This is a genomic window from Achromobacter kerstersii, from assembly GCF_902859595.1.
Taxonomy (GTDB): domain Bacteria; phylum Pseudomonadota; class Gammaproteobacteria; order Burkholderiales; family Burkholderiaceae_B; genus Achromobacter; species Achromobacter kerstersii.
The window spans coordinates 425,109-450,562 of the sequence record NZ_CADIJQ010000002.1 but is presented as its reverse complement, the minus strand read 5'-3'; the positions used below and the strand labels follow the sequence as shown (position 1 = coordinate 450,562).

Sequence of the window (25,454 nt, the reverse complement as noted above, 5' to 3'; positions counted from 1 at the left end):
GATTGATCCCCCTGTCAGACGATTGCAGGGCTAGTGTTCTGACACCGATACCGCGTTCCCCGCGAGCCTTTTATGACGCGGTATTGTGTGCTCCCGTACCGGCCCGGCCTTTATTGAGCCGGGCCGCTTTTTTTTGCGCGCGCCAACTGCTGTCACCCTTCGAACCAACAAAAAAATGGCGACCGCGTAGCGGCCGCCATTTCTGTTCATCGCGCCGGACTTGCCGGCCAGCCGGGTTAGCGGCGCATGCCCACGCCGAAGGCCACCACGCCCGCCACGATGGCGGCAATGCCGGCCCACGTCGGGATCGGCACCGACTTCTCGGTTTCGGCCGTAGCCTTTACCGAACCGATCTGCAAAACGGTCTCTTCGGACTTGTAGTTGAAGCCCTTGTAGGCCAGGGCTGCGATGCCCAGGACGATCAGGATGGCGCCAATGATTTTCATGTATTCCTCTCCGATTCCATGTGGGTGCGCGGAAGTTAACGCATCGCCTGGAATGTGTCAGTGACAGAACGTGTCGTCTGTCGCTTGCGGTTTATCGCACTTCGGCAAACCGGCTGCGTCGTATAGAATCAACCCTTTTGGCCGACGCTCATGTGGTTCAAAAACCTCAAGATTTACCGCCTCTCCTCGCCGTGGACTCTCGTTGGCGATCAGCTTGAAGAAACGCTTGCGCGCCACGCCTATCAAGCGGGCAACAACCTTGAAATGCAAAGCCTGGGCTGGGTGCCGCCGCGCGAAAACGGCGGGCTTGCCCACGTTGTGAACGGCCAGATCCTGCTGTCGCTACGCGCCGAGAAAAAGCTGCTGCCGGGCACGGTCGTGAACCAGGTCGCCAAGGCGCGCGCCCAGGAAATCGAAGAGCAGCAAGGCTACAAGCCGGGCCGCAAGCAGATGAAGGAAATCAAGGAACGCGTCACGGACGAGCTCCTGCCGCGCGCCTTCAGCGTGTACCGCGACACCCGCGTCTGGATCGACCCGCAGAATCACTGGCTGGTGATCGACGCCGCCGCGTCCGCCAAGGCCGACGAAGTCATTGGCCTGCTGGCCAAGTGCGTGGACCCTTTCCCGCTGGAAAACCTGTACGTGGCGCAATCGCCCGCGTCTGCCATGACGGGCTGGCTGGCTGAAGACGAAGCGCCGTCGAACTTCACCATCGACCAAGACACCGAGCTGCGTTCGTCCGGCGAAAGCGGCGCGGCCATCCGCTACGTGAAGCACTCCATCGACGCTGACGACGTGCGCCGCCACATCCAGTCGGGCAAGCAGTGCACCCGCCTGGCCATGACGTGGGCCGACCGCATCTCGTTCGTGCTGACCGAAGGCCTGGATGTGAAGCGCGTGTCGCCGCTGGACGTGCTGAAAGAAGGCAACGAAGGCGTCGCCACGAACGACGACGAAAAGTTTGATTCCGACATGATGCTGATGACGGGCGAACTGGCCAAGATGATGGCCGAGCTCGTCGACGCGCTGGGCGGCGAAAAGAAAATCTGATTGCTGACGCCATCACGCTGAACGCGACAGGCCGCTCTGGAACAGAGCGGCCTTTTTATTGGCGGGCGCGCAAATATCGCCGTCTTATCAAGCCGCTACACTCTGATCGCGCCCCGCCTGCTTGGCGCGATACAAGGCCTTGTCGGCGCGATCAATCAAATAGGCGTAATCCGGGTGCCCGTCAAAGGTCGCCACGCCAATACTCGCTGTAATTCGCAACGCCCCCACTTCGGGAATCGTGAAATCGTGCCGGCGGATCTCGTTGCCCAGCTTTTCAGCGGCAGCCAGCGCGGCCTCTTGGCCGGTGTCGACCAGCACCACCAGGAACTCTTCACCGCCATACCGGAAGACGAAATCGCTGGACCGGCACGACTGATGCACCACCTCGGCAAACTGGCGCAACACCTGGTCGCCACCCGAATGCCCATGCGCGTCGTTAATGGCCTTGAAATGGTCGATATCCAGCAGCAGCACCGAAAAGCGGCTTTCTTGCCGGCTGGCGATTGCGATCTCGCGCCCGATCACCGAAGGCAGGAAGCGGCGGTTCAACACATTCGTCAGCGGATCGCTGCCGCTTTCGATCTCGGCCACCATGTCGAACAGGCCGTTCAGCAAATGCTTAATGCGCGCCACCAATTCTTGTAGTTCACGCACCTGATCAGGCAAGGACATCTGCCGTTGGGCCTCGGCCATCATCAGCTGCGGCAGCACCACGTCATCCAATCGCGTCACAGCTTCGGTGATCTGGCGCAGGGCCGGTGCGCTTTCAAACAGTACGCCGCCCTTGTGTTGCAGCCACAGGCCGAATTCTGACGCCGCCAGACGCGGCAGCGCCTGTTCCGGCGCGCGGTAATGCAGGCCGATCAACACTGCCTGGCTCCACTCCAACAGGGCGGCGCGCTGGCGCTCGCGCTCAGTGGAAATGTTCTGCCCCAGGGCGAACAAGCGATACGCCTCGTCATTGCGCGCGCCGCGGTTGATGTCGCGCATGAAGGCGCGGCTCATCTGCTCAATGGCCAGATCAAACAGATTACAGACGTACTGGGTAGCGATGGACGCGGCCATGCCGTCAAGATCGCTGGCGCGCAAACGGGCCGAGATTTCGTTTTTCAGAACGCGGGCGCCGGCCATCACCAGATGGATCGGAATATGCACGCGCGCATGCACTTCGCCCACCTTTTTCTGCGTGGCCATCAGCGCGACGATATCGCCCTGATCGCGCACACAGAGCAGGCCCTTCAGCCAATACTTCATGCCGTTGTGCAAGCGCGTCGCAACGATCTCGTGCGACAGACGCGGCCCGGCCTCAACATCCGCCAGCAAGGTGGAATAGAAGGCGTCCACCAATTCTTTGGCGCTATCGCCCACTACCGCTGCGACCTGGCCGCGCGTGTAGGCGTCAACCGATTGATAGACCGCTTCCCAGGCCTGCGCGTTTGACGCGCTCAGGTAGCACGCCTGACCGGCGCCACCCGACCACACCGGCATCGCGCTGTTGCTCGAAGACATAAATCATCCGCCCTAAAATCGCCGCCCGTGTCTTGGAACGACACGCGACAGAAAACCAGCGCGGATTATCCTTCAAAAGCACAAAGAGGCCGCCAGGGGCACGCGGCTTGCGTGTCACGCCGGCGCAGTAGCGCTGACCAGCGCGCTTGAGCTGCCCCGGCTTGCGTGTCACGCCACGTGATCAGGGCGCCCCGCCGCCGGGCCGCCCCAAGGCGGGGCGAGCCCCCTCGGGGGGCAGCCAGCGAGCTGCTGGCGAGTGCAGCGTGGGGGCACTTTACTTTGGGGACACCACTTATTCCAGACCGTGGAACACGGAGTCATCCGGACCCACGTGCGACGGGTGCTGCCACGTCACATCGCGCAGCGAGTGCTGCACCAAGCCTTCCACGCCCAACAGCACCGCGAAAATCGCCATGCGGATGGGGATACCGTTGTCGGTCTGGCGGAAGATAGCCAGACGCGGATCGTGGTTCAGGTCCACGCTCAGGTCGTTGGCGCCCGGACGGCTGTCGCGCGGCAGCGGGTGCATCACGATGGTTTCGGGGCTGCAATACGCGTCGATGATGGCGCGGCTGATCTGGAAGTCCGGCGTGTAGCCTTCGTTCTCTTCGTTGGCGAAGCGCTCTTTCTGCACGCGCGTCGCGTAGATCACGTCGGCGCCGGCCAGGCCTTCGGCCAGCGACGTCTTCTGTTCAATGATGTTGCCGTTGCGGCTGGCCTGCTCGATGATGTAGCTCGGCATCTCCAGACCCTTGGGCGACACCAGCGAGAACTTCACGTTCTTGTACAGCGCCATCAGCTTGATCAGCGAATGCACGGTACGGCCGTACTTCAGGTCGCCCACCATGGCGATGTGCGCGCCGTCCAGCAACTTACCCAGGCGCGAGAACTCGGTCAGGATCGTGTACAGGTCCAGCAAGGCCTGGCTGGGGTGCTCGCCGGGGCCGTCGCCGCCGTTGACCACCGGGATGTTCGTCGCGCGTGCAAATTCAGCCACGGAACCTTGGTCCGGATGGCGGATCACCATGGCGTCCACGTAGCCGCTCATGACGCGGCTGGTGTCGTAAATGGATTCGCCCTTGGCCATCGACGAAAACGTGAAGCCCGTGGTGTCGCACACCGAGCCGCCCAGGCGGCAGAAGGCCGAGCCGAAGCTGACGCGGGTACGGGTGCTGGCTTCGAAGAACAGGTTGCCCAACACCGCGCCTTCCAGCACCCGCGACACCTTCTGGCGGCGTGCGATGGGCTGCATCATGTCGGCCACGCGGAACAGGTCTTCAACCGACTCGCGCGTGAATTGGTCCACCGACAGCAGCTGATGCTTGCCTTCCACGGCGATGCGCTCACGCAGAGGGCCGTCTTGTACGCTTTGCGTATACTTTTCCAGCAGCACCCCGTTCTGCACGATTTCGCTGACGAAACGCTGCACCACTTCCGGCATGGCGCGGAATTCCTGCGAGCCTTCGGGCAACAGCCAGGTGTCCAGGGCGCGGCGTTTGACGCCGATCCGGGTCGCGAACACGTCGCGCGTCAGGTTCAGGCGGCGCATGGCGTCGCGCAGGAAGGCTTGCTGGGAGATGGTCATGACGGGCCTCGAGAAAGAGGATTTATATACGCACCGCGCATATTATTCTCAACGCAAGTGCAAGTCCAACACTTTTGCGTATAGGGGTTTACCCCTTATTTTCACCGGCTAGCGTACGACGTCATCTGCTGCGCATCATGCGCCGCCTGCCCCAGCGAGAACCAGCACGCCGCGCAGAATGTCAGCGCCGCGAGCAGATAGCAGATCATCGCCAGCAACTGGGCTGGCCAGTGGCCGCGCGTCATGTGCCCCGTGTAGCCCTGACGCAACAAACTCACTTGCGCCAGGTAGGCAAACAGCAGACCCAGGCAGGAAGCCACGAGACCCGCCAGGAACAAGGCCAGGGGTAATTGAAGATCAGGGGCGGCGATGTCGCCACCAACAATGCCCAACGAAAACGCCACCAGCGCCAGCGCCGCGCCCCCGTTCAACCATCCCAGGAATCGAAACGCGCCCGCAAGCAGCGAGAACGACAGGCCTGAAGAACGTATCTGCTGGGCGCGGGGGTCCATGCGTCAGCTGCCGTTGCCGGTGCGGCACACGGGCGTGGCGCTTTGGATCGACGCGCGTGCGGCGGCGATTTCGGCCTCGTCCCAGCGCCCTTTACCCAGTACCGTCACGGTGACTTTGGACTTGGCCGGGCCGTCGGCTTCGGCGGAAATCAGTTCAAGCACAGTGGCCGGCTCGCCCACCTTGTACAGCTGGATCTCATCGGGCGCACCCTTCTCGCCCAGGCTGTGGCGCCAGGCGTAGGCCACGCCATAGGGGTGCTGCACATTCACATGGCATGAGCGGACATATTCACCACCGCGGCGGAAAGCGGCCTGATAGTTGGTGTCGACGCTGAAGGTTTCTTTACGCACGCTATCGGCCTCGTAGACCCCTTTACTTGCGCAGCCGGCCAACAGCACTGCCAACGCCACACCTGCCCATACTGACTTGCTCATGATTCTTCCCGCATTGAAATTCGGACTTCCGCGATTATGCCAGCGGCTGCAAAAAGGCCACGCGGGAAATGCCTGGGACATTTCGCGCGTGGCCTTGAGCCAGCCTGACATTGGCCGAGGGGACCAACTACTTTTCCGCGGCGCCCTCGATCTTTTCGCCACCACGCTGGATATCTTTACCAGCGCCCGCAACGGTGTTGCAGCCCGCCGAAAGCGCGGCAATCGAAAGCAGCATGACGAGAACGACTTTGTTCTTCATAAACATCTCCTGTCTAGGCGTGGAAACCGAAGTCAGCATACCCCAAAGACCCTGGATTGCGCATCAATCGGATGAGGCGGATGGGGCTGCACGAGGCGGGTGATCCCGCTGTGACGACACCACGCCGCCCGCTGCGCCGGCGTCTTCAGATCTCTGGGGTCTCTTGGATCTCTTGGGGTTCTTGCGCTTCTTCGGCCAGCCAATCGATGAAGCGGCGCACATCGGGCCGCCGCGCCGCGTCAGGCAGGCTGACGGCGTAATAGGCAAAGCGCATCGGCCAGGGCAAATTCAGCACCACCTGCAATCGGCCGGACGCGATGTCGTCCCGCGCGTGGTCTTGCGGCACCAACGCAATGCCCTGCCCGGCTGCCGCCGCCCTGAGCAAAAGCAAGTCGTCGTCAAAGCTGGAACCGCGCCGCGCAGCGTCATCGGGCGGGACGCCGTGCGCTTGCAGCCACAGCGTCCATTCAGCGCGATCCGAGTCCTGCAGCAAGGGATAGCGCAGGCAGTCCGACGGCTGGCGCAACGCGGGCCCATTGCGCAACAGCGCCGGGCTAGCCACCGGCAGCATCACCGGCGCCATCAGCGGCATGACGGCCAGACCCGGGTAGTCGCCCAGGCCATGGCGCAAGGCGACGTCGATCCGGTCGCGCTGGAAGTCGACCAGTTTGGACGTGGCCTCGACCCGCACTTCGATGCCGGGATGCAGCTCGGAAAATCGCCCCAACCGCGGCACCAGCCAGTTGGCGGCAAACGCGGGCACGGTGCTGATGGTCAACGTACGGCGCGCTGCGCTGGATTCCAGCCGAGCAAGCGATTTCTCGATCAGCTCGAAGGCTTGCACCAAGCCGGGATGGGCTTGCGCACCGGCTTCGGTCAGGTGCACGCCATGGCGCTCCCGCACAAACAAGGGCACGCCCACACGGTCCTCAAGCAACCGGATCTGCTGGCTGACCGCGCCTGGCGTCACCCCCATGCGCGCCGCCGCCGCTTTGAAGCTGCCCAGACGGCCGGCTTCCGCAAACGCCCGCAGCGCCAGCAATGGCATCACCGCTCCCATCATGCACCTTTGTTTAGAAAAACTAACTTCATGATCGACGATTCATCGTTTTACGACGCGAGCGTGACACAGCAAGATTACCGCTCGGCCTATCGCCTAATGGCAATAGCTTAACTACTTTCTTGAAAACGGCATGCAACCACCCGCCCTGCACCTTTACACCGATAGCTCACCCAATGGCTTCAAGATCACCATCGCCCTTGAGGAACTGGGCCTGCCTTACCGCCTGCACCACGTGCGTATCGACCAAGGCGAGCACCGCCAGCCCGCCTTCCTGAAGCTGAACCCGCACGGCCGGATTCCCGCACTGGTCGACCACGACACAAGTGTCACGCTGTTTGAGTCCGCCGCCATCCTGCTGTATCTGGCCGAAAAATCCGGACGCCTGCTTCCCAGCGAACCCGGCCCGCGATGGGATGCCATCGTGTGGCTGATGTTCCACAGCGCCAGCATGGGCCCCGTGCTGGGCCAGCGCGTGCACTTTGAGTGCTTTGCCGACGAGCCGAATCTGGCCGCCATTGCGCGCTACCGGGAACTGAGCGAAGCCGCTTTCGCCACGCTGGACGGCCGCCTGGCCGACCGCCCGTGGCTGGCTGGAGATGCCTTTTCCATTGCGGATATCGCCACGTTCGGCTGGACGCATATCGCGGGCATCGCGGGTTTCGACTTCAGCCACTACCCACATCTGAGCGCCTGGCATCAACGCACCGCGCGGCGCCCCGCCGTGCAACGCGGCATTGCCCTGCCCCATCCGGCCACCCGCCCCTGATATCCGCGCCTGATATCCGCGCCTGATATCCGCGCCTGATATCCACCCCGATACCCGCCCCTGACACCCCGCCTTCGACAAACATGTCTCACACGCTTCCCGCCTCATCCTTACTCACCGGCGCCTCGGCGCCCGCGTTCGCCGGCCATCCCGGCTACCAACGCATGTTCGCCCCAGGCCAACTGACGCTGGGCATCTTCTTACCGCTGCGCTTCTATCAGGGAGACATGGCAGTGCTGGCCGGACAGGCCGACTTGGTTGCCAGCATTGACCGCGCCGGGTTTGCCGCGGTCTGGGTGCGCGACGTGCCGCTGTACGACCCGGGGTTCGGCGATGCCGGCCAAGTCTTTGACCCCTATACCTATCTGGCGTATCTGGCCGCGCGCACAGAACGCATCGCCCTGGCCACCGGCAGCGCCATATTTTCCCTGCGTCATCCGATTGATCTGGCCAAAGCCGCCACCACCATTGATCGCCTGTCAGGCGGGCGTCTGGTGCTGGGCATTGCGTCGGGCGACCGTCCCGTCGAATTCCCGGCCTATGGGTTGGAGCACGCGCGGCGCGGTGACCGCTTCGCACAGACCGTGTCCGATTTCCGTCAACTGATCCAGGCCCGCCACGGCGCCATTGAATCTCCGCTTGGCCGCTTCGATGGCCCGCAACTGCTGCCGAAACCGGCTACGGGACGCATCCCGCTACTGATTACGGGTTCGTGCCGCCAGACGCCGCAGTGGGTAGGTGAACACGCCGACGGCTGGCTGACCTATCCGGAAAGCACGCACGACACGAACGGGCCATTGCGGCTGGCGGACAAGATCAGCGCATGGCGGGCGCGCATTCCAGACGGCGGGTTCCGGCCTCATGTCACCAATGAATGGCTGGACCTGAGCGCTGACCCTGACCATCCGCGCACCCCGCTGCGCGGCGGTTACGTGTTGCGCACCGGGCGCAAGGGCCTGCTTGACCTGCTTGCGCGCTGGCGCGAGGCGGGCGTCAACCATGCCGCGTTGGGCATCCAGTTTTCAGATAGACCGGCCGCCGAAGTCATCCAGGAACTGGCGGAAGAAGTGCTGCCCCATTTCCCGTCCCATGAGGGCCCCGCCCCCGACTCAACCCGCTGGTAGATCAAAAAGCCGTACGCATTCCCGCCTACAATGCGGCCCGCCTGGCGCGCGACAGAAGACCTGCCCGCACTTTGTAACCCTGGCGACGAAACCCCGTAACCGCCCTTACGCGGCCGTGACAATACGGCCGGGGTACGGCTGTCGCGTATTTGCCGGCAATGGATTAGGATGCGCAAATGAATAAAAAACCTGTTTCGCAGATCGCTGGTTCCGCCCCTTCGGGTTGGGGTTGGGAACAGCCTCAATGCCGTGGACAAGCGGCTTTGGCGCTGTTCATCGACGATCTGCATCGAATTCTGCAAGCCCATGCCGCTGGCAAGCTCGCGGACAGCAGCACGCTGGCCGACGCGCAAGAACATGTAGATGAATTGCTTGCCCGCTACAACGAAATCAACGCCGCGCCGGAAATCTTTTTGGGGCAATCGGTCGAGCTCAAGGAAGGCGTGGATCGCAATGGCGTTTCCCATACGGTACCGATTTTCTCGGCGCGCCTGAAAAAATCACTGGTGTCGATGCTGGGCCAAGGCGCCGGCTGACTCACCCCGAACGACCGGCGGCATGCAATTGGCCCGGACCAGAACAGCTTTTACAGGGGACCCATAATGAATACTGACAACGTCGTAGAGTTTCTCCGCTTGCTGTCGCTGGACGTCTCGCTGGGCGCCGCCGCCCAACACGCCGCGAGCCAGGCGGATGCACCTCTGGCGCTGGCCCGTTTGGCCACCGCGCACGGCTTGCCTTGTAACGCGTCCGACTGGTCCTTCTTTGCCCGCAGTTGCCTTGACACGTCGGCAGATGCCGATGCAGAAGCCGTTCCCAGCGCCACCATCTGGCAACTGGTGCAAGACCCGGCTCAGGGCACCGCTATTCCCGCCAGCGCCATTACCCGCGTCATCGGCATCATCACGCAACCCGAAGGCGGTCCGCCCGTGGTGGGCCATGTCGTAGGAGACCTGGCGCCGCGTTCGCCACTGGGCGTGTCGCCTTACCCGTCGGTTTCCTGATCACGCGGGCTGGCGCGCCCCGAGCGGATGCGCGCCCCTGGCTGACATGCCCCGGCCTACCTGCTTAGGTAGTCCCCTACCCCGTTTGCAGCAACCACGCCGCTGGCCATGCAGGCGGTCAGCAGATAGCCGCCGGTGGGCGCTTCCCAATCCAGCATTTCGCCGGCGCAGAATACGCCCGGGGCCGCCCGCAGCATCAAGCCCGCATCGACCGCATCGAATGCCACGCCGCCCGCCGTGCTGATCGCCTCGTCAATGGGACGGGCACGCACGAGCGTCAGCGGCAGGGCCTTGATACGAACCGCAAGGCGCGCCGGGTCCTTGAAATCTTCCGCCGACGCGCATTCGCGCAGCAAGCCCGCCTTCACGCCCGTCAGCCCCATCCGGCTTTGCAGGTGACTGGACATGGACCGTGCGCCACGCGGATGCGTCACGGCCGCCGTGACCTTTTCCTGCGGCCAATCCGGCGCCAGATCCAGCACGGCGACAGCGTGTCCGCCGGCATCGATCTGGTCACGCAACGGCGCCGACAGCGCATACACCAGGCTGCCCTCGATGCCGGTTTCCGACACCACAAATTCACCTTGGCGGGCGGGCGTGATCCCATCCTTTCGCGCGCACGACATCGCCACGGATTTAACCGGCTGGCCCGCATAGCGCTGGCGGAAGTGCTCGGACCACGCCACATCAAAACCGCAGTTGGCCGGACGCAGAGGCGCGACTGTAATGCCATGCGCCTGCAAGCCGTCGGCCCAGGCGCCGTCTGAACCCAACTTGGCCCAACTGCCGCCGCCCAAGGCCAGCACCACGGCGTCCGCCGTTTGCGTCTGCACGCCATCGGGCGTATCAAAGCGCAGCATCGCCGGCGATGGCGCCGCGCCTTCCGGCCACCCCAGCCAACGGTGCCGCATATGAAAGCGCACACCGCTTGCGCGCAGCCGCGCCAGCCAGGCCCGCAGCATCGGCGCCGCTTTCATCTCCTGCGGAAACACGCGGCCCGACGAACCCACGAACGTCTCGATGCCCAACGCATGCGCCCATTCACGCAACGCCGTAGCATCCATCGCCGCAAGCCACGGCGCGACCTGCGCCGCGCGCTCACCATACCGCGCCAAGAATGGCGCGGCCGCTTCGCTATGGGTCAGATTCAACCCGCCCCGCCCCGCCATCAGGAACTTGCGGCCCACCGACGGCATGGCGTCAAACACGTCAACCTGCACGCCCTGCGCGGCCAGCCCTTCCGCCGCCATCAGGCCAGCCGGCCCCCCGCCGATCACGGCGACACGCTTGGAAGCGTTCAGCGTCATGGGGCTACCCCGTTCTGAGCGGGGACGTAAAGGAACGGAAGGCGAAACATGAAGAGAGGATCGAAGCCATCAATGACGAATACGACGCCGGGCGCGCCGCAAGGGGAAAGATTGTCGCATGGCGGCTCAGTGCGAATCCGGCTGGCGGACCGCTCCGCGCATCAAGGGCTTATCGGCAAGGGGTGCCAACAAGAAAAAGGCCCGGCGCCGGCCACTTATTGACCGCAGGCGCCAAGCCTTTGTTATGACAGGACAAATTGGACATGCGCAGAGGCTATCCCAAGGCTTGTCCACAGTCGTTGTGGGTAACTTTCAACGCTTCAGGCGTTACCCGCCGCCTGCATGGGCCCGGACCAGGGTTCGGAATCCAACTCAAAACGCAGTTCCTGATATTCGCCATCCACCGCTACCGTCCGCAGCAGCCCCGCGCCCATTGCCTGCCCAAGCGCGCGGCGGCACAGGGTTTCAGGATCATCAGGCAGGGACTGGAATACGCCGTCGGGAATGCGCAAGCGCAGCAGCGCTTGGGGATCGCCGCGTTCCGCGGGGCGGCCGATGTGGATGTGGGCGGGATAGCCGTGCGGGCACCAGATGCCCACGTGATACTTGCCTTCAGCGCCGGTGTCGGCGACGTAACCAGGATGATCGTATTTTGCGGTACCCATGGACCCTCCTCGAGTGCGGCGAACTAGCGCGCGTGACCCATGGTAGCTCAGCGTTCAAGGCCTGTGCGCGCAGGAACACCCGGGAAACTCCGGGTTGGAACAATCGGTTGATCCAAGGCAAACGCCAGGCGAAAACATCAAACCAAATTCCAAACGAAAAAAGCCGCGATTTGCATCGCGGCTTTCTTCTTGAAACTGGTTGCGGGGGCAGGATTTGAACCTACGACCTTCGGGTTATGAGCCCGACGAGCTGCCAGACTGCTCCACCCCGCGTCTGATGTGATGAATCATACACCATTATGAAATCTTGTGCAGCGCACCCAGGCCTTTTTTCGCTAATTTGGCCCGATTCAGGCGAAATATTTTCGTTGCGACCCCAAAAAAACGGGTGAACGGGCTTGGAACGTCCACACAAATCACTTCGGCGCCTTTAATTGCCGTCACGCGCAGCACGCCGCCTGAGGCCACCCCATGCGCCTCGCCCGCATTGACGTGTGCGGAAACCGGCAGATGCAGGCTGCTAGCGGCTTCGGCGCCTGCGGCGGGTTCGTCGATGCGGATACTGCCTGAAAGACAAACGACGCTTGCACCCGCGCGCAGCGCCAGAGTGCGGGACGCGCCAGAGGCGATTTCAAGGCGGCGGGCCAGGGGTTCAGGGCGGGTATCGGGGGTCATGAATATTCTCCAGTCGGACAATGACAGGCTACGCGCGCCCTGCTCTGCGCAACAGCCACACTCCCGGGCTTTCTGTACCGATGCAGACTCTCGATTTCGCCGCTGTTATGGTGTACTTTTCTGCAATCTGTGCCTTCCTTCCGTCCAACCTCGGGGAGCATGATCGGCGCATGGACCCACAACCGCTGTACCTTCGCTTGGCGAACCATTACCGGCGCGCCATTCAGACGGGCGTTCTGGCGCCCGCCCAGCGCATGCCCTCCGTGCGCACCTTGGTGCGAACCCACCACGTCAGTCTGTCCACCGCGCTGCAAGCTTGCCGCCAACTGGAAGACGACGGCCTGATCGAAGCCCGGCCGCGCTCGGGATACTTCGTGCTTTCCCCCCGGCGCAACAGCATCCCCCCCGTCAACGAGCCCGACATTCGCCAGACGCTTGGGGCGGCGCAGTATGTGGGCATCCACGACCGGGTGTCCGATTTCATCGCCAAATGCGAGGCGCACCCGGTCAGCGCCAACTTCGCGCTGGCGGCCGCGGTGCCTGAGGCTTATCCCATGGAAGCGCTGAAGCAAGCGATGACGCGCGCGCTGCGGATGACGCCGCACGTGCTGGTGAGCCCCGTTCCGCCGCAAGGCCACCCGGAGCTGCGCACGGTGCTCGCGCGGCGCGCGCTGGCCAATGGCATCAACGCCACGCCGGATGACGTCATCGTCACGCATGGCTGCATCGAAGCGTTGAACCTGGCTTTGCGTGCGGTGGCCCGCCCCGGCGACACGATTGCCGTCGAATCGCCCACCTACTTTGGTCTGCTGCAAATCTTGGAAAGCCTGGGGATGCGGGCGCTAGAGATTCCCACCAGCCCGCAGCACGGCTTGTCCATCGAAGCGCTGGACCTGGCCTTTCAGACGCACGGCAATATTCGCGCCGTGGTCGTCGTGCCGAACTTTCAGAACCCGCTGGGCTGCGTCATGCCGGACGCTGAAAAGGCGCGGCTGGTGGCGCTGTGCGAACGCCAGCAAGTGCCGCTGATCGAAGACGATACCTATGGCGCGCTGACCGATGAAGACACGCCGCTTGCCGCCGCCAAGTCGTGGGACGCGACCGGCAACGTTATCTATTGCTCGTCGATGCACAAGACGCTGGCGCCGGGTATGCGTCTGGGCTGGCTGCTGGGGGGCCGCTGGAAGGCGCGCATCGCCATGCTGAAGTATGCGCAAAGCCGCCCGAACGAACCGCTGGCGCAGATTGCCGTGGCCGAATTCCTGGGGTCGCGCGCGTATGACCGGCACCTGGCGCGGCTGAGGCGGCAATTGAAGAGCCAACGCGACCAGACGGCCGAAGCGATTGCCGCGCACTTTCCCCGCGGCACCCGGCTGAGCGTGCCGCAAGGCGGCATGCTGCTATGGGTGGAAATGCCTGGCGGCCGCTCCGGCATGGACGTGTTCGAGGCCGCGCTGCAACAAGGCATACGCGTCGCCCCGGGCGCCATGTTTTCAAATGGCACGCGCTACAACCACTTCCTGCGGATCAGTTGCGGCCAGCGCACCACGCCCGAGATCTCGCGCGCGCTGTTGACGCTGGCGCGCATTGTTGGCGAAGGCGGCGCATGAATCCGTCGCTGCATCAGTTCATCGTTGACTACGGCCTCTGGGCCGTGCTGGGCGGCACGTTTCTGGAAGGCGAAAGCGTGGTGGTGTTCGCGGGCTTTCTCGCGCACCAGCATCTGATGCACTTGCCGTATGTGATGCTGTGCGCGTTCGCCGGGTCCTTCATCGCGGACCAGCTGCTGTTCTTTCTGGGCCGCCGTTATCGCGACCATCGCTTCGTGCGGCGCATCCGCGAAAAGCCCGCGTTCGAAAAAGCGCTGGCCGCCGTCGACCGCTATCCGCACGGCTTCATTTTGAGCCTGCGATTCCTGTATGGCCTGCGCACCGTGGGCCCCGTGGCGTTGGGCATGTCGCGCGTGCCGCCGCTGCGCTTTTTGGTGCTAAACGCCATCGCCGCCGCCATTTGGGCGGTGTGCTTCAGCCTGGTCGGCTATGCATTCGGCCAGACCATCGAGACGTTACTTGGACGCCTGCACGGCGTGGAAACGAAACTGGCGGTGGCCGTGGCGATTGGCGTGGTGATCGGGCTGGCCTACCACCTGATCTCCCGGCGGCGAATGCGGCGCTAGGCGGCCGTCAGCAGACGATCCGGCCGCTTGCGCGCAGCACGTGGCGGCGCCGCGCATTGCGGTACCAGCCGCCAATGAATGGCAGCAGCGCCAGACGGCGCAAGATGGGGTGACGCTGGTCGAAGTCGTGCCAGGCCTTGAAGCCATGGCCCATTCGCTCCCAGCTCTGACGAGCCTCGGGCGTAAGTTTGCCGGGGTCGAACGCCGCCAGCTTTGCTGCTTCCGAAACGCGAGCCAACAAGGCTCCGCCCGGGTGTTCCAATCGATACTGATTCCGCATGGGGCCGCATATTACCCGGCTTGACGGGCCTGTGGAGGACATTGAAACGCGTGCGCAAAACACGCAAATGGAGCCACCTTTGACCGCCCCATCCAAGCCCTTGTAATTAAAGGAAAATGCGGAACTATGCCCGCACTATCCCAAGGCTTGTCCACAGAAGCTGTGGGTAACTTTCGCGTTTTACTTCAGCGCGGTCGTGATCATGTCGCGCACGCTTTCGAAGCCGGCCACGTATTGCGGGTTCTCGGAACGGGCCAACAGGCTGGAGTAGTTCTGCTCCAACTGGGCTTCGATTGCTTCACGCAACCCGGGCGACGCCTTCACCAGATGCAGCATCGACAGCAGCGTCGAATTCAGCGCGTCGATGCGGCCGCCCTGGTGCGAAATGGTGTGGACGATGACGGCGATTTGTTCTTGGATATCCATGGCTGAGCCTCCTGGCATTGATAGTCGGCGCAAATCCTAGCATGACGCTTGCGGCCGCCCCAACGCCGCTAGGCAAGCGCCACGCACCGCGCTAGCATCAAGCGTAGCCGCTGGGGCACCGCGGCGCACGCCACCGGCCGCCACCCGCGGCGCCGGGGCTATCGGAGCGCGCTCATGAAGACGATCCAAGACTATGCCCCCCCGGACGCCCAATCCCTGCAGCGCTTGCAGGACAAACTGGGTTTCAGCGACGCGCGCATGGCGGAGCTGGCCGGGCTGGACGCCGCCACGCCATGGCCCAGTTACGTGGGCGGCCCTGAACCCCGTGGGCTGGGCCGGCAGCGCCTGTTCTACATGATGGCCCGCCTGACGCTGGATGAACGGCAATGGCAACAGGTGCTGGACGCCATGCGCGAAGCCGGCGCCCACTTCAATTACGAAGATCCCTTGGCGGACGCCGCGCCGCCTGCGCCTGAGCCCGTGGCGGACGAAGAGCGCAAATTCGGCATGCTGCTGGTCAGCCGTAATGGCGCGTTCCACGAAATGGAGCAGTTGCGCGAGTTCGCGCACTTCGCCCACGAGGCCGACGTCAGCCGCTTCGTGAACTCGGTGTTCTACGACAGCGATATCGACCTGTGCCGCTTTCGCTTTGCCGACCACGACGGACTGGACGACGCCAGCCGCGACCGCATTTTCGACGCCGCGCACAAAACCATCACGCGCTTCGAATTTGATGGCCGCATCTATCACGGCGGCATCCCGCCCGAATCAGACGGTTAACGTGGCCCTGCCGCAGAAATGCGGCCGTATCGCATTGACGCCGTTGCATCGCACTGAACCGGCCGTCATGCAATGACGGGCCCGTATCGCATTGACGCGGGCTGGTCCGCGCCTGTACCGTCGGCACTCTGCTTTCGCCACCCGCCTTCCGCATGAACGAACGACTCGACGACATCGACCGGCAACTGCTCAGCCTGCTCTCGGCCAACGCGCGCGAGCCCGCGGCGATTCTTGCGCGCAAGCTTGGGCTGGCCCGCACAACCGTCGTTGCGCGCATCGCCCGCTTGGAGCGTGAGCACATCGTGTCGGGTTACGGCGTGCGCCTGGGCCGCCGCCTGGAAGAAGCCGCGGTACGCGCGTATTGCTTCATCAGCGTGCTGCCCAAGACGCCCGCGGCGGTGATCCGCGAACTGGAGCGCATGCCGGAAGTAGAAGAAGTGTCGTCCGTCAGCGGGCCGTATGACTACCTGATCTTCCTGCGTTGCGAAACGCATGAACAGCTGGATGACTTGCTCGACCGCATCGGCCTGATCGACGGCGTGAAGCAAACGCAGACATCGATCGTGCTGAGCCGCAAGGTGGACCGCCGCAGCGCCGTCGCCGCCCCCTGAGGCGCAGTCGCCGCTGCTTAAGGCCCGGTCGCCGCTGCTTCAGGCGCAGTCTCCGCAGCTTAAGGCGCGGTCTCCGCTCCCTAAAGTGCCGTCGCCGCTCCCTAACGTGCCGTCGCCGCTCCTTAGGGCGCCGTCGCCGCTCCTTCAAGCGCCATCTGCCCGGCTGCCCAGACGAACCCGCCTGAAGCGGCCCGTCTTTTCTCCCGGCCCGACATGGTGTTGTAATGGCGGATAACGTGATTTCTGGACGCCCCATGCTTGCACGCCTTGCCCCCGCCGCCGCCTTGCTCACCTTGCTAACTGCCTGTTCCAGCATGAGCGAGGTCACGCCCGTCGACAAGAACACGTACACCGTCACCTATAGCTCGGGCACGCAGTTGCTGACCTGGGTTGAGCTCAAGAACCAGACGCTGCAACGCGCCGACCAGTACTGCACCTCAATCGGCCGCAAGATGCAAAAGCCGAAAGTGACGTCCAACCATGCGACGGGCCTGGGTTCCAAGCGCGCCACCGTGACGTTCGAATGCGGCGTCATCGACCCGCCCAAGGAACCCAAATCGTGAACGCTTCGTTGCCCGTGGGCATCACCATGGGCGATGCCGCCGGCATCGGCCCCGAAATTGTCGTCAAGGCCTATGCACAAGGGCTGGGCGCACCCTGCGTGGTGTATGGCGATGCGGGCGCATTGCGCCGCGCAGCCGCCCAGCTGGGCGCGCGTTTGGATATTGTGGAAATCAGCGATGTGGGTCAGGCAGAACCCGATGCCAGCCGCATTCACGTCGTGGCCTGTAGCCCCGCGCTGCCCGCCGACCTGCCTTTGGGACAGATCAGCGCCGCCGCCGGACGCGGCGCCTACGACTACGTGTGCGCCGCCATCGATGATGCGCAGGCCGGCCGCATCCGGGCGATTGTCACCGCTCCGCTGAACAAGAAGTCCATGCACAAGGCCGGTATCGACTACCCCGGCCACACCGAGATCCTGGCCGAGCGATCCGCCACGCAGGACTTCGCGATGATGCTGGCCAACGATGAGTTGCGCGTCTTGCTGGTGACCATCCACGTGGCGTTGGCCGACGTTATCGCCCGCATCACGCCCGAGGCCGAACTGACCGCCATGCGCCTGGCCGACCGCGCGTGCCGGCAGATGGGCATCGCGGCCCCGCGCGTGGCCGTGGCCGGCCTGAACCCGCATGCGGGCGAAGGCGGCAAGTTCGGCCGCGAAGACATCGACATCATCGAACCCGCCATCGCACGCGCCCGCGCCGAAGGTATCGACGCCAGCGGCCCCTGGCCCGGCGACACGATCTTCATGCGCGCCCGCCGCGGCGAATTCGACATCGTCGTGGCTCAGTACCACGACCAGGGCCTGATTCCGGTGAAATACCTGGGGCTGGACCACGGCGTGAATGTCACGGTGGGGCTGCCGTTTGTGCGCACCAGCGTCGACCACGGCACGGCCTTCGACATCGCCGGGCGCGGCATCGCCGATCAGGCGTCGCTGGTCGCGGCCTTTGATCTTGCGCTGGCGATGACGCCTTAGCCCACGCAACGCCCGGCGGCTTCGGCTCCGGGCGATAGCGGGACTACAATACGCCCCGTTTCCGGCGCCTGCTGCGCGCCGCCGCTTTCGGTCTGCTCCCCTACCCCTTCCATGTCACGCCTTGTCCGCCTTCTGCCCGACCGCTTCACCCTCTACCTGATCTGCACCGTCATCATCGCCAGCATCGTGCCCGCGCACGGGCAAGGCGTGGTGATCTTCGGCTGGATCACCAATATTGCGGTCGGCCTGCTGTTCTTCCTGCACGGGGCGCGTTTGTCCCGCGAGGCCATCATTGCCGGCTTGACGCACTGGAAGCTGCACCTGACGATCTTCTCCGCCACGTTCCTGATGTTTCCGCTGCTGGGCCTGGCGCTCAAGCCGGTTTTGGAACCGCTGGTGACGCCCGAGCTGTACCTGGGCATCCTGTTCCTGTGCTGCCTGCCCGCCACCGTGCAATCGGCCATCGCGTTCACGTCGATGGCGCGCGGCAACGTGCCCGCCGCCGTGTGCAGCGCGTCCGCCTCGAGCCTGCTGGGCATCTTCCTGACCCCGCTGCTCGTGGGCACGGTCGTGGCCAATGCGGGCAGCGCGCCGATCTCGTTCGATGCCGTCGGCAAGATCATGCTGCAGTTGCTGCTGCCGTTCGTGCTGGGCCAGTTCGCCCGCCGCTGGATTGGCGCCTGGGTGCACAAGCGCAAGGCAATGCTGAAGTTTGTCGACCAGGGTTCGATCCTGCTGGTCGTCTACACGGCCTTCTCCGAAGCCATCAATGAAGGCCTGTGGAGCACCACGCCGATCCCGGCGCTGGTTGGCCTGGTGGTGTGCTGCGCCGTGATCCTGGCGTTGGCGCTGGGCCTGTCGGCATTGGCTGGCAAGATGTTTGGCTTCAGTATCGAAGACCGCATCACGCTGCTGTTCTGCGGTTCGAAGAAAAGCCTAGCCAGCGGCATTCCGATGGCGCAGGTGCTGTTTGCCGGCCACGCCGTGGGCGCCATCGTGCTGCCGCTGATGCTGTTCCATCAGATCCAGTTGATGGTGTGCGGCGTGCTGGCCGCGCGTTACGGCAAGCGTCCCGAAATCGAAGGCTGACGCCTGCCGCCACACAAAAAAAACCGCGCCATGAAGCGCGGTTTTTTTATGCCTGGCCCGCGGCGGATCAGTACATATCGCGCGGCTGCGCACCCGAGAAGTTCAGGAAGCGCGTGCTGGAGCCCTGGAAGGTCAGGCGCACCGTGCCGATCGGCCCGTTACGCTGCTTGCCGATGATGATCTCGGCCGTGCCCTTGTCCGGGGAATCGGGGTTGTAGACCTCGTCGCGATAGATGAACAGGATCACGTCGGCGTCCTGTTCAATAGCGCCGGATTCGCGCAAGTCGCTCATCACGGGACGCTTGTTGGGGCGCTGTTCCAGGCTTCGGTTCAGCTGCGACAACGCGATCAGCGGGCAATTCAGTTCCTTCGCCAAGCCCTTTAGCGAACGGCTGATTTCCGACACTTCGGTCGCCCGGTTTTCACCCGAGCCGTTACCCGACATCAGTTGCAGGTAGTCGATGATGATCAGGCCCAGCTGGCCACATTGGCGCGCAAGGCGGCGGGTGCGCGCACGCACTTCCATCGGGCTCAGGGCGGGCGTTTCATCGATGTAGACCTGCGCATCCTGCATGAGCTGCACGGCGTGCGTCACACGGGGCCAGTCATCTGCGATGAGCTTGCCGGTACGCATGCGGTGCTGGTCCAGCAACCCCACCGAACCCAACATACGCATGGCCAGCTGCACCGCGCCCATTTCCATCGAGAACACGGCAACCGGCAGGCCCTGTTCGATGGCCACGTGTTCGCCGATGTTCATCGAGAACGAGGTCTTGCCCATGGACGGGCGCCCGGCCACGATGATCAAGTCACCGCCCTGCATGCCGGATGTCATCTTGTCCAGGTCGGTGAAGCCCGTCGGCACCCCGGTCACGTCAGACGTGCCTTCGCGGTGATAGAGCTCGTCGATGCGTTCCACCACTTGGGTCAACAGCGGTTGAATCTCTTGGAACCCGGCGGCGCCGCGCGAGCCTTCCTGCGCGATCTTGAAGACCTTGGATTCTGCTTCGTCCAGCAGTTGGCGCGCTTCCTTGCCCTGCGGGTTCAAGGCGGCCGACGAGATCTCGTCGGCAATCGACACCAGCTTGCGCAGCATGGCGCGCTCGCGCACGATTTCGGCGTAGCGCCGAATGTTCGCGGCCGACGGCGTGTTGTGCGCCAGCGCGTTCAAATAGGCCAGGCCGCCGGAATCTTCGGCCTTGCCGGCGCTGATCAGCGATTCATTGACGGTGATGACGTCGGCGGGACGCGCCAGCCCGATCAGGCGGGCAATGTGGTGCCAGATCAGACGGTGATCGTGGCGGTAGAAGTCTTCTTCGACCAGCACGTCGGCGATGCGGTCCCACGCGGTGTTGTCCAGCAGCAGGCCGCCCAACACCGATTGTTCCGCCTCAATGGAATGGGGAGGAACGCGCAGGTATTCAAGCTGGGGATCGGCAGGTGTGTTCATGACTTCAATAGTAATGGCTGCAGGATGTCCGCAACGCGGAAAAATCCTTGGACGTCGCGCGACGGCAGGCGGCGCAACAGGGGACGCAGGGGCGTCGCCAGACCGCAGAGGATACGCGCCAGGCGGGTCAGCCGCGCTTTGACCTCGGGGTCGGGGTTGCTCTCAAGATACACGTCGAGGGCCAGTGTACCCAGGGTCACGGCCACGTCGTCCGGCAATTTACGCAGGGACGCAAGAGACGACAGCATCTGGAAAAGATCGTACGCCTGGGCCAGCGGGCGGGACAGCGTCGAGCCAATGTTTTCTTCGAAATCAATGCGCCACAACTCGCCGTCGCGCAAGGTGACGTTGCGGATCTGTGCACCACCGTGCCACATCCCGCGGGCGTGAAACGCCGCCAAGTCAGTGGCGGCAGCGCGCGTCAGCCACAGCTGCGACGTGGAATCTTCGTTGCGGATCAGGTCAGCCAGATCCTCGCCCACGTATTCCAGCACCAGCAGGCCCTGCTCTTGCCACCACACTTCCGGGACGCGGCAACCGGCCTGCAACAGCGTCGACAGGCGCGCGGCCTCGTGGGTCAGGCCATTCTTCAACAACACGCCTGGGCGCGGAAATTCGCCCAGGAACAGCTTGCAGCCCACGCCCAGCAAGAAGGCCCGCACGTAACGCAGCGCATAGCTGACGCCGCGGACAAAGCTTGGCCGGCGGCGCTTGATGATGCAGCGAACCCCATCGATCGTCACGTCGCGCACCGAAGGTTCACGCAACGCATCCACGCTGTCGATCCAGGCGCGCAGGCCGGGCGGCGCATTGTGATGAACGGGCGGCTGAGTCAAGGGGTCCTCTGAGGAAAGCAAGGGAGTGCTTCAAGCGGGGCGCGCAAAGGCAATGCGCGATGGCGCCCGGGCAAAAAGAAAAAAAGCCGGCGCGCGGGCCGGCTTCTTTTTACTGCGGGTACCGGCTTAGGACAGTTCGCCTTCAACCAGAACCGTGACGTCGACGACTACGTCGGCGTGCAGGGCGACCTGGATCGGGAACTCGCCAACCGACTTCAGCTGGCCGTTGGGCAGACGCACTTGCGCCTTTTCAACGCCTTCGAAACCGGCCTTCTTCAGCGCTTCAGCGATGTCGGCGTTGGTGACCGAGCCGAACAGACGGCCGTCAACACCAGCCTTCTGAACGATCTTCAGTTGGTAACCAGCGACGCGTTCGCCCAGAGCTTGGGAAGCGGCCAGCTTTTCAGCTTGGGCCTTTTCCAGCTCGGCGCGGCGGGCTTCGAATTCCTTCAGAGCGGCGTCGGTAGCACGACGGGCCTTGCGCTGGGGGATCAGAAAGTTGCGGGCGTAACCATCACGCACGCGCACGACTTCACCCAGGTTGCCCAGGTTGACGACTTTTTCGAGCAGAATAACTTGCATTTTCAGTGCCCCGGATTAGTTGTGGTTGTCGGTGTAAGGCAACAGAGCCAGGAAGCGCGCGCGCTTGATGGCGGTGTCCAGCTGGCGCTGGTAGATTGCCTTGGTGCCGGTCAGACGAGCCGGGATGATCTTGCCGTTTTCTTGCACGAAGTCGCGCAGGGTGTCCAGATCCTTGTAGTCGATCTCTTCGACGCCGGCTGCGGTGAAGCGGCAGAACTTACGACGCTTGAAGAGCGGGTTCTGCTGCGTGAATTTGCGTTTTTCTTTGCGTTTTCCGAAGAAAGCCATGATATGTGCCTCTATGTTTGAGGGGACTGGGCGGTTATCGATAACCGGGTCCAACTCCCCATAACCTATCCGTATTCAGAAGGCGCTTTCGCACCTGTTGCTCAACCCTTTCAAGCCACCTGCGGATCGCGTCCTGCGCTACCGCTGACCTTGCGTGCCTGCTGCAAATGCAGCTTGATCTTCACCGAGTCTTTGCGCGCGGGAGCCAAAAACCCCTGCACCAGCAATTCAGACCCTAAAGCGGTGTTCTTCAACAGCAACGCCAGATCGCCCAGTGCCACAGCCGTAATCGTCAATTCGACACGGCGCGGGTGGCCGGCTTCGATGACTTCCGACTCATGCGCCAGCACCATTTCCAGTGCAGGCAGTCCGGCGGGAGTGTGGCGCAAAGGCTCGCATTCGAGAACGCGGGCGCTGAGTTCCAGCTGATTCATCCTGCCAGGCACCGAGGGGACTTCATGGGATGAGCTCTGCGTGAGCCCTGCTTACTCGGCCTGAGCCGGGGCAGCTTCTGCCGAAGCCTTACGGGCTTCTTCACGCTCGACCGACTTCATCATGATCGAGGGCGTGGTCTGGGCTTTCTTGGTCTTGATGACCAGGTGGCGCAGAACGGCGTCGTTGTAGCGGAACGAGTGTTCCAGCTCATCCAGCGTGGCTTGGCCGCACTCGATGTTCAGGCAAACGTAGTGAGCCTTGACGAGCTTCTGGATCGGGTAGGCCAGTTGGCGGCGACCCCAGTCTTCCAGGCGGTGAACCGAGCCGCCTTGGCCCGTGACCAGCGCTTGGTAACGTTCGACCATGGCGGGCACTTGCTCGCTTTGGTCGGGGTGAACGATAAACACTACTTCGTAGTGACGCATGAGTAAAACTCCTTGAGGATGTCTCGCTGGCCTGGCGTCCCGAACCCGTGCTTTCCATCATGGGTTTTTGCAATACGCTTAAAAAGCAGTACCGCGCTTTTCAGCGCTTTGCTTTTTAGCTCGCCTTTCAGCGCGCTTTTAAGCTCGCTTTGAAGCGCATTACATAGGATGCTCTAGGCCCGCAAGGGGCAGCCCGCTACCCAAAAACCATGGGCGGTCGAGCAAGAAAGCCCTCGATTATTACCGATTGAGTGTCAGGGCGCAAGCGAGCTGGGCGTCAAGAAATCAGGGACGGACTATTTTCGCCGCCCTGCCCCGCCGGCTGCGGCAGATCGGCAACACCGATTTCCTGGGGCCGGTTCACCACGCTGACCATCACATAGCTGATGATCATCAGCAGGAACCACGAGCCGAGCTTGGCAATCGACACCCATTGCCAGACATGCGTCTGGTTGGGATAGCGCCAGGCGTTGGCAAAGGTGCCGATGTTTTCGGCGAACCAGATGAACAAGGCCACCAGCACGAAGCCCAACAGCAAGGGCATGCGGCGATAAACGCGCCAGATCCGGAAATACACCCAGGTGCGCGCGAACAGCACCGCGGTCAGCGCGAACAGCATCCACCGGAAATCCATGATGAAGTGGTGCGCGAAGAAATTCACGTAGATCAGCACCGACAACGCCACCGTGGAGGCCATGGGGGGATGCGCGCGAAAACGGAAATCGAACAAGCGCCAGACACGGGCCAGGTAGCTGCCCACCGCGGCGTACATGAAGCCGGTAAAGAGCGGCACGCCGCCAATACGCAGCACGCTGGCTTCGGGGTAGATCCAGGAACCGGCCGCGGTTTTGAAGATTTCCATGCCGGTACCGACCACATGGAACATCAGGATCACGCGCGCTTCGCTCCAGGTTTCCATGCGCAGCGCCAGCAACAGGGCTTGAATGCCCAGCGCCGCAAGCGTCAGGAAATCGTAGCGGGCCAGCAGCGCATCCTTGGGATACCACCAGTGCGTGCCCAACAGCAGCGCGCACATCAGCCCGCCGAACAGGCAGGCCCAGGCTTGCTTGACGCCAAAGCGGAAAAATTCGTAGAGCGCCACGCCAAAACGGCCGCGGCCGGCCAAATGATTGGCCAGCCGCGATTCCCACGTTTGCAGCGCCGCGATAAGCGGCCAGTCACTGGCCGCCGGATGGCTCACGGAACGCTCAGCCTTCCACGACGGCGTAGGCCGAGTGGTTGTGGATCGATTCGAAGTTTTCGGCCTCGACGCGATAACGGGCGATGCCGGGATGCGCATTCAGGCGGGCAGCCACGTCACGCACCAAGTCTTCAACGAACTTGGGATTGTCGTAAGCGCGTTCGGTGACGTACTTTTCGTCGGGGCGCTTGAGCAGGCCCCACAGTTCGCACGACCCTTCCTCTTCGATCAGGCGGATCACGCCGTCCATGCTGATGTCGCCGTCCAGAATGGCCGACACCGTGACGTGCGAACGCTGGTTATGCGCGCCGTATTCCGAGATGGCCTTCGAGCACGGACAGAGGCTGGTGACGGGCACCTGCACGACCAGCTCAAATTCCACGCCATCATTCTGCGCGCGGGCGATCCACTGAACTTCGTAGTCCAGCAGGCTTTGCACGCCGGAAATCGGGGCCGACTTGTTGATGAAGTACGGGAAGGCGGCCGTGATGTCGCCGCGTTCGGCGTGCAGCAGCGGCAGCATGTCAGCGGCCATGGCGCGGAACAGGGCCGGCGTCATGGGGGTGCTGCGGTACTTTTCCAGCAGCGCCACGAAGCGGGACATGTGCGTCCCCTTTTCTTCGGGCGGCAGCGCCACGGTCAGCGTCCAGTTGGCCACGGTGCCTTGGGGCGAGCCGTCGCCGCTTTCAATCAGCATGGGGTGGCGCACGCCACGGATGCCCACGCGCTGGATCGGGATGTGCCGGGTGTCCGCCGAACTCTGGACGTCGGGCATCACGATGGCGGGGTCGATCGGAGAATTCATTTCAGCGTACCTGTCTAGGCAATCAGTCGCTCGCGCTCGGCCTAGGAAACTTTGAGAGAGGGCCATTATCGCCCAAACCCCCGCCTGCGCCAGGGAAAACCCTTCTATTCGTAGGTTGGCGGGGCCGGAA

32 protein-coding genes and 1 tRNA gene are annotated in these 25,454 nt (G+C 63.3%); 12 read left to right on the top strand and 21 right to left on the bottom strand.

What is annotated here, in order from left to right; all coding sequences use genetic code 11:
* Positions 1-236 precede the first annotated feature (236 nt).
* Positions 237-446 (bottom strand): hypothetical protein, encoded by a 210-nt coding sequence (locus HV765_RS10940; RefSeq protein WP_054423516.1) that lies wholly within the window; start codon positions 444-446, stop codon positions 237-239.
* A gap of 150 nt (positions 447-596) precedes the next feature.
* Here HV765_RS10940 and HV765_RS10935 point away from each other — a divergent pair, with 150 nt between their 5' ends.
* Entirely contained in the window at positions 597-1,496 is a 900-nt protein-coding gene (locus HV765_RS10935; protein ID WP_175169716.1) for a recombination-associated protein RdgC, read from the top strand.
* Positions 1,497-1,583: 87 nt separating this feature from the next.
* On the opposite strand, the gene HV765_RS10930 is transcribed toward HV765_RS10935, so the two are convergent.
* From HV765_RS10930 to HV765_RS10905, 6 genes are all read right to left on the bottom strand, one after another.
* Positions 1,584-3,005 (bottom strand): diguanylate cyclase, encoded by a 1,422-nt coding sequence (locus HV765_RS10930; RefSeq protein WP_175169715.1) that lies wholly within the window; start codon positions 3,003-3,005, stop codon positions 1,584-1,586.
* A 292-nt stretch (positions 3,006-3,297) separates the two neighbouring features.
* Positions 3,298-4,590, bottom strand: coding sequence for an aspartate carbamoyltransferase (locus HV765_RS10925; protein WP_054423518.1), 1,293 nt, complete (start codon positions 4,588-4,590; stop codon positions 3,298-3,300).
* A 101-nt stretch (positions 4,591-4,691) separates the two neighbouring features.
* Entirely contained in the window at positions 4,692-5,102 is a 411-nt protein-coding gene (locus tag HV765_RS10920; RefSeq protein WP_054423519.1) for a hypothetical protein, read from the bottom strand.
* 3 nt (positions 5,103-5,105) lie between these two features.
* Positions 5,106-5,537: a BPTD_2524 family lipoprotein gene (locus HV765_RS10915; protein WP_054423520.1), complete on the bottom strand. Its 432-nt coding sequence runs from the start codon at positions 5,535-5,537 to the stop codon at positions 5,106-5,108.
* A gap of 127 nt (positions 5,538-5,664) precedes the next feature.
* Complete coding sequence (locus tag HV765_RS10910; RefSeq protein ID WP_054423521.1) at positions 5,665-5,796, bottom strand: entericidin A/B family lipoprotein; 132 nt, start codon at positions 5,794-5,796, stop codon at positions 5,665-5,667.
* A 145-nt stretch (positions 5,797-5,941) separates the two neighbouring features.
* Entirely contained in the window at positions 5,942-6,856 is a 915-nt protein-coding gene (locus tag HV765_RS10905) for a LysR substrate-binding domain-containing protein (protein WP_175169765.1), read from the bottom strand.
* Between the two features lie 133 nt (positions 6,857-6,989).
* Here HV765_RS10905 and HV765_RS10900 point away from each other — a divergent pair, with 133 nt between their 5' ends.
* The 4 genes from HV765_RS10900 (at position 6,990) to HV765_RS10885 (ending at position 9,753) form a co-directional block, all read left to right on the top strand.
* Positions 6,990-7,625: a glutathione S-transferase family protein gene (locus HV765_RS10900; protein WP_175169714.1), complete on the top strand. Its 636-nt coding sequence runs from the start codon at positions 6,990-6,992 to the stop codon at positions 7,623-7,625.
* 83 nt (positions 7,626-7,708) lie between these two features.
* On the top strand, positions 7,709-8,749 hold the full coding sequence (locus HV765_RS10895; RefSeq protein WP_175169713.1) for an LLM class oxidoreductase: 1,041 nt from the start codon (positions 7,709-7,711) through the stop codon (positions 8,747-8,749).
* Between the two features lie 176 nt (positions 8,750-8,925).
* Positions 8,926-9,285: a hypothetical protein gene (locus tag HV765_RS10890; RefSeq protein ID WP_054423524.1), complete on the top strand. Its 360-nt coding sequence runs from the start codon at positions 8,926-8,928 to the stop codon at positions 9,283-9,285.
* A gap of 66 nt (positions 9,286-9,351) precedes the next feature.
* Positions 9,352-9,753 carry a hypothetical protein gene (locus tag HV765_RS10885; RefSeq protein ID WP_054423525.1) on the top strand — a complete coding sequence of 134 codons (402 nt, stop codon included), beginning with the start codon at positions 9,352-9,354 and terminating at the stop codon, positions 9,751-9,753.
* Positions 9,754-9,809: 56 nt separating this feature from the next.
* Here the strand turns inward: HV765_RS10885 and HV765_RS10880 are convergent, their stop codons facing one another.
* The 4 genes from HV765_RS10880 to HV765_RS10865 all read right to left on the bottom strand — a co-directional run bounded on the left by HV765_RS10880 (position 9,810) and on the right by HV765_RS10865 (position 12,400).
* Entirely contained in the window at positions 9,810-11,060 is a 1,251-nt protein-coding gene (locus HV765_RS10880; RefSeq protein ID WP_175169712.1) for a TIGR03862 family flavoprotein, read from the bottom strand.
* A gap of 320 nt (positions 11,061-11,380) precedes the next feature.
* Positions 11,381-11,725: a hypothetical protein gene (locus HV765_RS10875; RefSeq protein WP_054423528.1), complete on the bottom strand. Its 345-nt coding sequence runs from the start codon at positions 11,723-11,725 to the stop codon at positions 11,381-11,383.
* A 196-nt stretch (positions 11,726-11,921) separates the two neighbouring features.
* Positions 11,922-11,998 (bottom strand) — tRNA-Met (locus HV765_RS10870).
* A gap of 24 nt (positions 11,999-12,022) precedes the next feature.
* Positions 12,023-12,400, bottom strand: a complete 378-nt coding sequence (locus tag HV765_RS10865) for a hypothetical protein (RefSeq protein WP_054423530.1) — start codon at positions 12,398-12,400, stop codon at positions 12,023-12,025.
* Positions 12,401-12,570: 170 nt separating this feature from the next.
* On the opposite strand from HV765_RS10865, the gene HV765_RS10860 reads away from it, so the two are divergent.
* Both HV765_RS10860 and HV765_RS10855 read left to right on the top strand, forming a co-directional pair.
* Entirely contained in the window at positions 12,571-14,010 is a 1,440-nt protein-coding gene (locus HV765_RS10860; protein WP_175169711.1) for an aminotransferase-like domain-containing protein, read from the top strand.
* The gene (locus HV765_RS10855; protein ID WP_175169710.1) at positions 14,007-14,576 is read left to right on the top strand and encodes a DedA family protein; all 570 of its coding nucleotides are present in this window, start codon (positions 14,007-14,009) and stop codon (positions 14,574-14,576) included. The genes HV765_RS10860 and HV765_RS10855 overlap by 4 nt, the downstream gene beginning before the upstream one ends.
* Before the next feature lie 7 nt (positions 14,577-14,583).
* Here HV765_RS10855 and HV765_RS10850 read toward each other — a convergent pair whose 3' ends face one another.
* Both HV765_RS10850 and HV765_RS10845 read right to left on the bottom strand, forming a co-directional pair.
* The gene (locus HV765_RS10850) at positions 14,584-14,814 is read right to left on the bottom strand and encodes a hypothetical protein (protein WP_245636340.1); all 231 of its coding nucleotides are present in this window, start codon (positions 14,812-14,814) and stop codon (positions 14,584-14,586) included.
* Between the two features lie 222 nt (positions 14,815-15,036).
* Positions 15,037-15,282, bottom strand: coding sequence for a hypothetical protein (locus HV765_RS10845; protein WP_054423536.1), 246 nt, complete (start codon positions 15,280-15,282; stop codon positions 15,037-15,039).
* A gap of 174 nt (positions 15,283-15,456) precedes the next feature.
* Here HV765_RS10845 and HV765_RS10840 point away from each other — a divergent pair, with 174 nt between their 5' ends.
* From HV765_RS10840 to HV765_RS10820, 5 genes are all read left to right on the top strand, one after another.
* The gene (locus tag HV765_RS10840) at positions 15,457-16,062 is read left to right on the top strand and encodes a hypothetical protein (protein WP_054423539.1); all 606 of its coding nucleotides are present in this window, start codon (positions 15,457-15,459) and stop codon (positions 16,060-16,062) included.
* A 152-nt stretch (positions 16,063-16,214) separates the two neighbouring features.
* Positions 16,215-16,673 carry an Lrp/AsnC family transcriptional regulator gene (locus tag HV765_RS10835; RefSeq protein ID WP_050446088.1) on the top strand — a complete coding sequence of 153 codons (459 nt, stop codon included), beginning with the start codon at positions 16,215-16,217 and terminating at the stop codon, positions 16,671-16,673.
* Between the two features lie 254 nt (positions 16,674-16,927).
* Complete coding sequence (locus HV765_RS10830; protein ID WP_054423541.1) at positions 16,928-17,236, top strand: hypothetical protein; 309 nt, start codon at positions 16,928-16,930, stop codon at positions 17,234-17,236.
* Complete coding sequence (pdxA, locus tag HV765_RS10825; RefSeq protein WP_175169709.1) at positions 17,233-18,213, top strand: 4-hydroxythreonine-4-phosphate dehydrogenase PdxA; 981 nt, start codon at positions 17,233-17,235, stop codon at positions 18,211-18,213. Before HV765_RS10830 ends, pdxA begins: the two co-directional genes overlap by 4 nt.
* 111 nt (positions 18,214-18,324) lie before the next feature.
* On the top strand, positions 18,325-19,302 hold the full coding sequence (locus tag HV765_RS10820) for a bile acid:sodium symporter family protein (RefSeq protein ID WP_054423545.1): 978 nt from the start codon (positions 18,325-18,327) through the stop codon (positions 19,300-19,302).
* Positions 19,303-19,369: 67 nt separating this feature from the next.
* Here the strand turns inward: HV765_RS10820 and HV765_RS10815 are convergent, their stop codons facing one another.
* The 8 genes from HV765_RS10815 to folE2 all read right to left on the bottom strand — a co-directional run bounded on the left by HV765_RS10815 (position 19,370) and on the right by folE2 (position 25,324).
* Positions 19,370-20,752 (bottom strand): replicative DNA helicase, encoded by a 1,383-nt coding sequence (locus tag HV765_RS10815; RefSeq protein WP_054423547.1) that lies wholly within the window; start codon positions 20,750-20,752, stop codon positions 19,370-19,372.
* On the bottom strand, positions 20,749-21,588 hold the full coding sequence (locus tag HV765_RS10810; protein WP_175169708.1) for a BUD32 family EKC/KEOPS complex subunit: 840 nt from the start codon (positions 21,586-21,588) through the stop codon (positions 20,749-20,751). Before HV765_RS10810 ends, HV765_RS10815 begins: the two co-directional genes overlap by 4 nt.
* A gap of 126 nt (positions 21,589-21,714) precedes the next feature.
* A complete protein-coding gene (gene rplI, locus HV765_RS10805) occupies positions 21,715-22,170 on the bottom strand; it encodes a 50S ribosomal protein L9 (RefSeq protein ID WP_054423552.1) in 456 nt (151 codons plus the stop codon).
* 15 nt (positions 22,171-22,185) lie between these two features.
* Positions 22,186-22,458 (bottom strand): 30S ribosomal protein S18, encoded by a 273-nt coding sequence (gene rpsR, locus HV765_RS10800; RefSeq protein WP_006218308.1) that lies wholly within the window; start codon positions 22,456-22,458, stop codon positions 22,186-22,188.
* 110 nt (positions 22,459-22,568) lie between these two features.
* On the bottom strand, positions 22,569-22,892 hold the full coding sequence (gene priB, locus HV765_RS10795) for a primosomal replication protein N (protein WP_054423554.1): 324 nt from the start codon (positions 22,890-22,892) through the stop codon (positions 22,569-22,571).
* Positions 22,893-22,943: 51 nt separating this feature from the next.
* A complete protein-coding gene (gene rpsF, locus HV765_RS10790; RefSeq protein WP_054423556.1) occupies positions 22,944-23,318 on the bottom strand; it encodes a 30S ribosomal protein S6 in 375 nt (124 codons plus the stop codon).
* 277 nt (positions 23,319-23,595) lie between these two features.
* Entirely contained in the window at positions 23,596-24,519 is a 924-nt protein-coding gene (locus HV765_RS10785; RefSeq protein ID WP_175169707.1) for a DUF817 domain-containing protein, read from the bottom strand.
* Between the two features lie 7 nt (positions 24,520-24,526).
* A complete protein-coding gene (gene folE2, locus HV765_RS10780) occupies positions 24,527-25,324 on the bottom strand; it encodes a GTP cyclohydrolase FolE2 (protein WP_054423559.1) in 798 nt (265 codons plus the stop codon).
* Positions 25,325-25,454: the final 130 nt, after the last annotated feature.

What these genes read in the sequence shown, in the direction of transcription:
- HV765_RS10840 (WP_054423539.1), top strand. Translation starts at nt 15,457, where the DNA reads ATGAAGACGATCCAAGACTATGCCCCCCCGGACGCCCAATCCCTGCAG.
- HV765_RS10900 (WP_175169714.1), top strand. Translation starts at nt 6,990, where the DNA reads ATGCAACCACCCGCCCTGCACCTTTACACCGATAGCTCACCCAATGGC.
- HV765_RS10940 (WP_054423516.1), bottom strand. Translation starts at nt 446, where the DNA reads ATGAAAATCATTGGCGCCATCCTGATCGTCCTGGGCATCGCAGCCCTG.
- HV765_RS10835 (WP_050446088.1), top strand. Translation starts at nt 16,215, where the DNA reads ATGAACGAACGACTCGACGACATCGACCGGCAACTGCTCAGCCTGCTC.
- HV765_RS10925 (WP_054423518.1), bottom strand. Translation starts at nt 4,590, where the DNA reads ATGACCATCTCCCAGCAAGCCTTCCTGCGCGACGCCATGCGCCGCCTG.
- HV765_RS10865 (WP_054423530.1), bottom strand. Translation starts at nt 12,400, where the DNA reads ATGACCCCCGATACCCGCCCTGAACCCCTGGCCCGCCGCCTTGAAATC.
- HV765_RS10890 (WP_054423524.1), top strand. Translation starts at nt 8,926, where the DNA reads ATGAATAAAAAACCTGTTTCGCAGATCGCTGGTTCCGCCCCTTCGGGT.
- rpsR (WP_006218308.1), bottom strand. Translation starts at nt 22,458, where the DNA reads ATGGCTTTCTTCGGAAAACGCAAAGAAAAACGCAAATTCACGCAGCAG.
- HV765_RS10895 (WP_175169713.1), top strand. Translation starts at nt 7,709, where the DNA reads ATGTCTCACACGCTTCCCGCCTCATCCTTACTCACCGGCGCCTCGGCG.
- HV765_RS10885 (WP_054423525.1), top strand. Translation starts at nt 9,352, where the DNA reads ATGAATACTGACAACGTCGTAGAGTTTCTCCGCTTGCTGTCGCTGGAC.
- HV765_RS10830 (WP_054423541.1), top strand. Translation starts at nt 16,928, where the DNA reads ATGCTTGCACGCCTTGCCCCCGCCGCCGCCTTGCTCACCTTGCTAACT.
- rplI (WP_054423552.1), bottom strand. Translation starts at nt 22,170, where the DNA reads ATGCAAGTTATTCTGCTCGAAAAAGTCGTCAACCTGGGCAACCTGGGT.
- HV765_RS10910 (WP_054423521.1), bottom strand. Translation starts at nt 5,796, where the DNA reads ATGAAGAACAAAGTCGTTCTCGTCATGCTGCTTTCGATTGCCGCGCTT.
- HV765_RS10905 (WP_175169765.1), bottom strand. Translation starts at nt 6,856, where the DNA reads ATGGGAGCGGTGATGCCATTGCTGGCGCTGCGGGCGTTTGCGGAAGCC.
- HV765_RS10820 (WP_054423545.1), top strand. Translation starts at nt 18,325, where the DNA reads ATGTCACGCCTTGTCCGCCTTCTGCCCGACCGCTTCACCCTCTACCTG.
- priB (WP_054423554.1), bottom strand. Translation starts at nt 22,892, where the DNA reads ATGAATCAGCTGGAACTCAGCGCCCGCGTTCTCGAATGCGAGCCTTTG.
- HV765_RS10935 (WP_175169716.1), top strand. Translation starts at nt 597, where the DNA reads ATGTGGTTCAAAAACCTCAAGATTTACCGCCTCTCCTCGCCGTGGACT.
- HV765_RS10845 (WP_054423536.1), bottom strand. Translation starts at nt 15,282, where the DNA reads ATGGATATCCAAGAACAAATCGCCGTCATCGTCCACACCATTTCGCAC.
- HV765_RS10875 (WP_054423528.1), bottom strand. Translation starts at nt 11,725, where the DNA reads ATGGGTACCGCAAAATACGATCATCCTGGTTACGTCGCCGACACCGGC.
- HV765_RS10855 (WP_175169710.1), top strand. Translation starts at nt 14,007, where the DNA reads ATGAATCCGTCGCTGCATCAGTTCATCGTTGACTACGGCCTCTGGGCC.
- HV765_RS10860 (WP_175169711.1), top strand. Translation starts at nt 12,571, where the DNA reads ATGGACCCACAACCGCTGTACCTTCGCTTGGCGAACCATTACCGGCGC.
- HV765_RS10880 (WP_175169712.1), bottom strand. Translation starts at nt 11,060, where the DNA reads ATGACGCTGAACGCTTCCAAGCGTGTCGCCGTGATCGGCGGGGGGCCG.
- folE2 (WP_054423559.1), bottom strand. Translation starts at nt 25,324, where the DNA reads ATGAATTCTCCGATCGACCCCGCCATCGTGATGCCCGACGTCCAGAGT.
- rpsF (WP_054423556.1), bottom strand. Translation starts at nt 23,318, where the DNA reads ATGCGTCACTACGAAGTAGTGTTTATCGTTCACCCCGACCAAAGCGAG.
- HV765_RS10920 (WP_054423519.1), bottom strand. Translation starts at nt 5,102, where the DNA reads ATGGACCCCCGCGCCCAGCAGATACGTTCTTCAGGCCTGTCGTTCTCG.
- HV765_RS10930 (WP_175169715.1), bottom strand. Translation starts at nt 3,005, where the DNA reads ATGTCTTCGAGCAACAGCGCGATGCCGGTGTGGTCGGGTGGCGCCGGT.
- HV765_RS10915 (WP_054423520.1), bottom strand. Translation starts at nt 5,537, where the DNA reads ATGAGCAAGTCAGTATGGGCAGGTGTGGCGTTGGCAGTGCTGTTGGCC.
- HV765_RS10815 (WP_054423547.1), bottom strand. Translation starts at nt 20,752, where the DNA reads ATGAACACACCTGCCGATCCCCAGCTTGAATACCTGCGCGTTCCTCCC.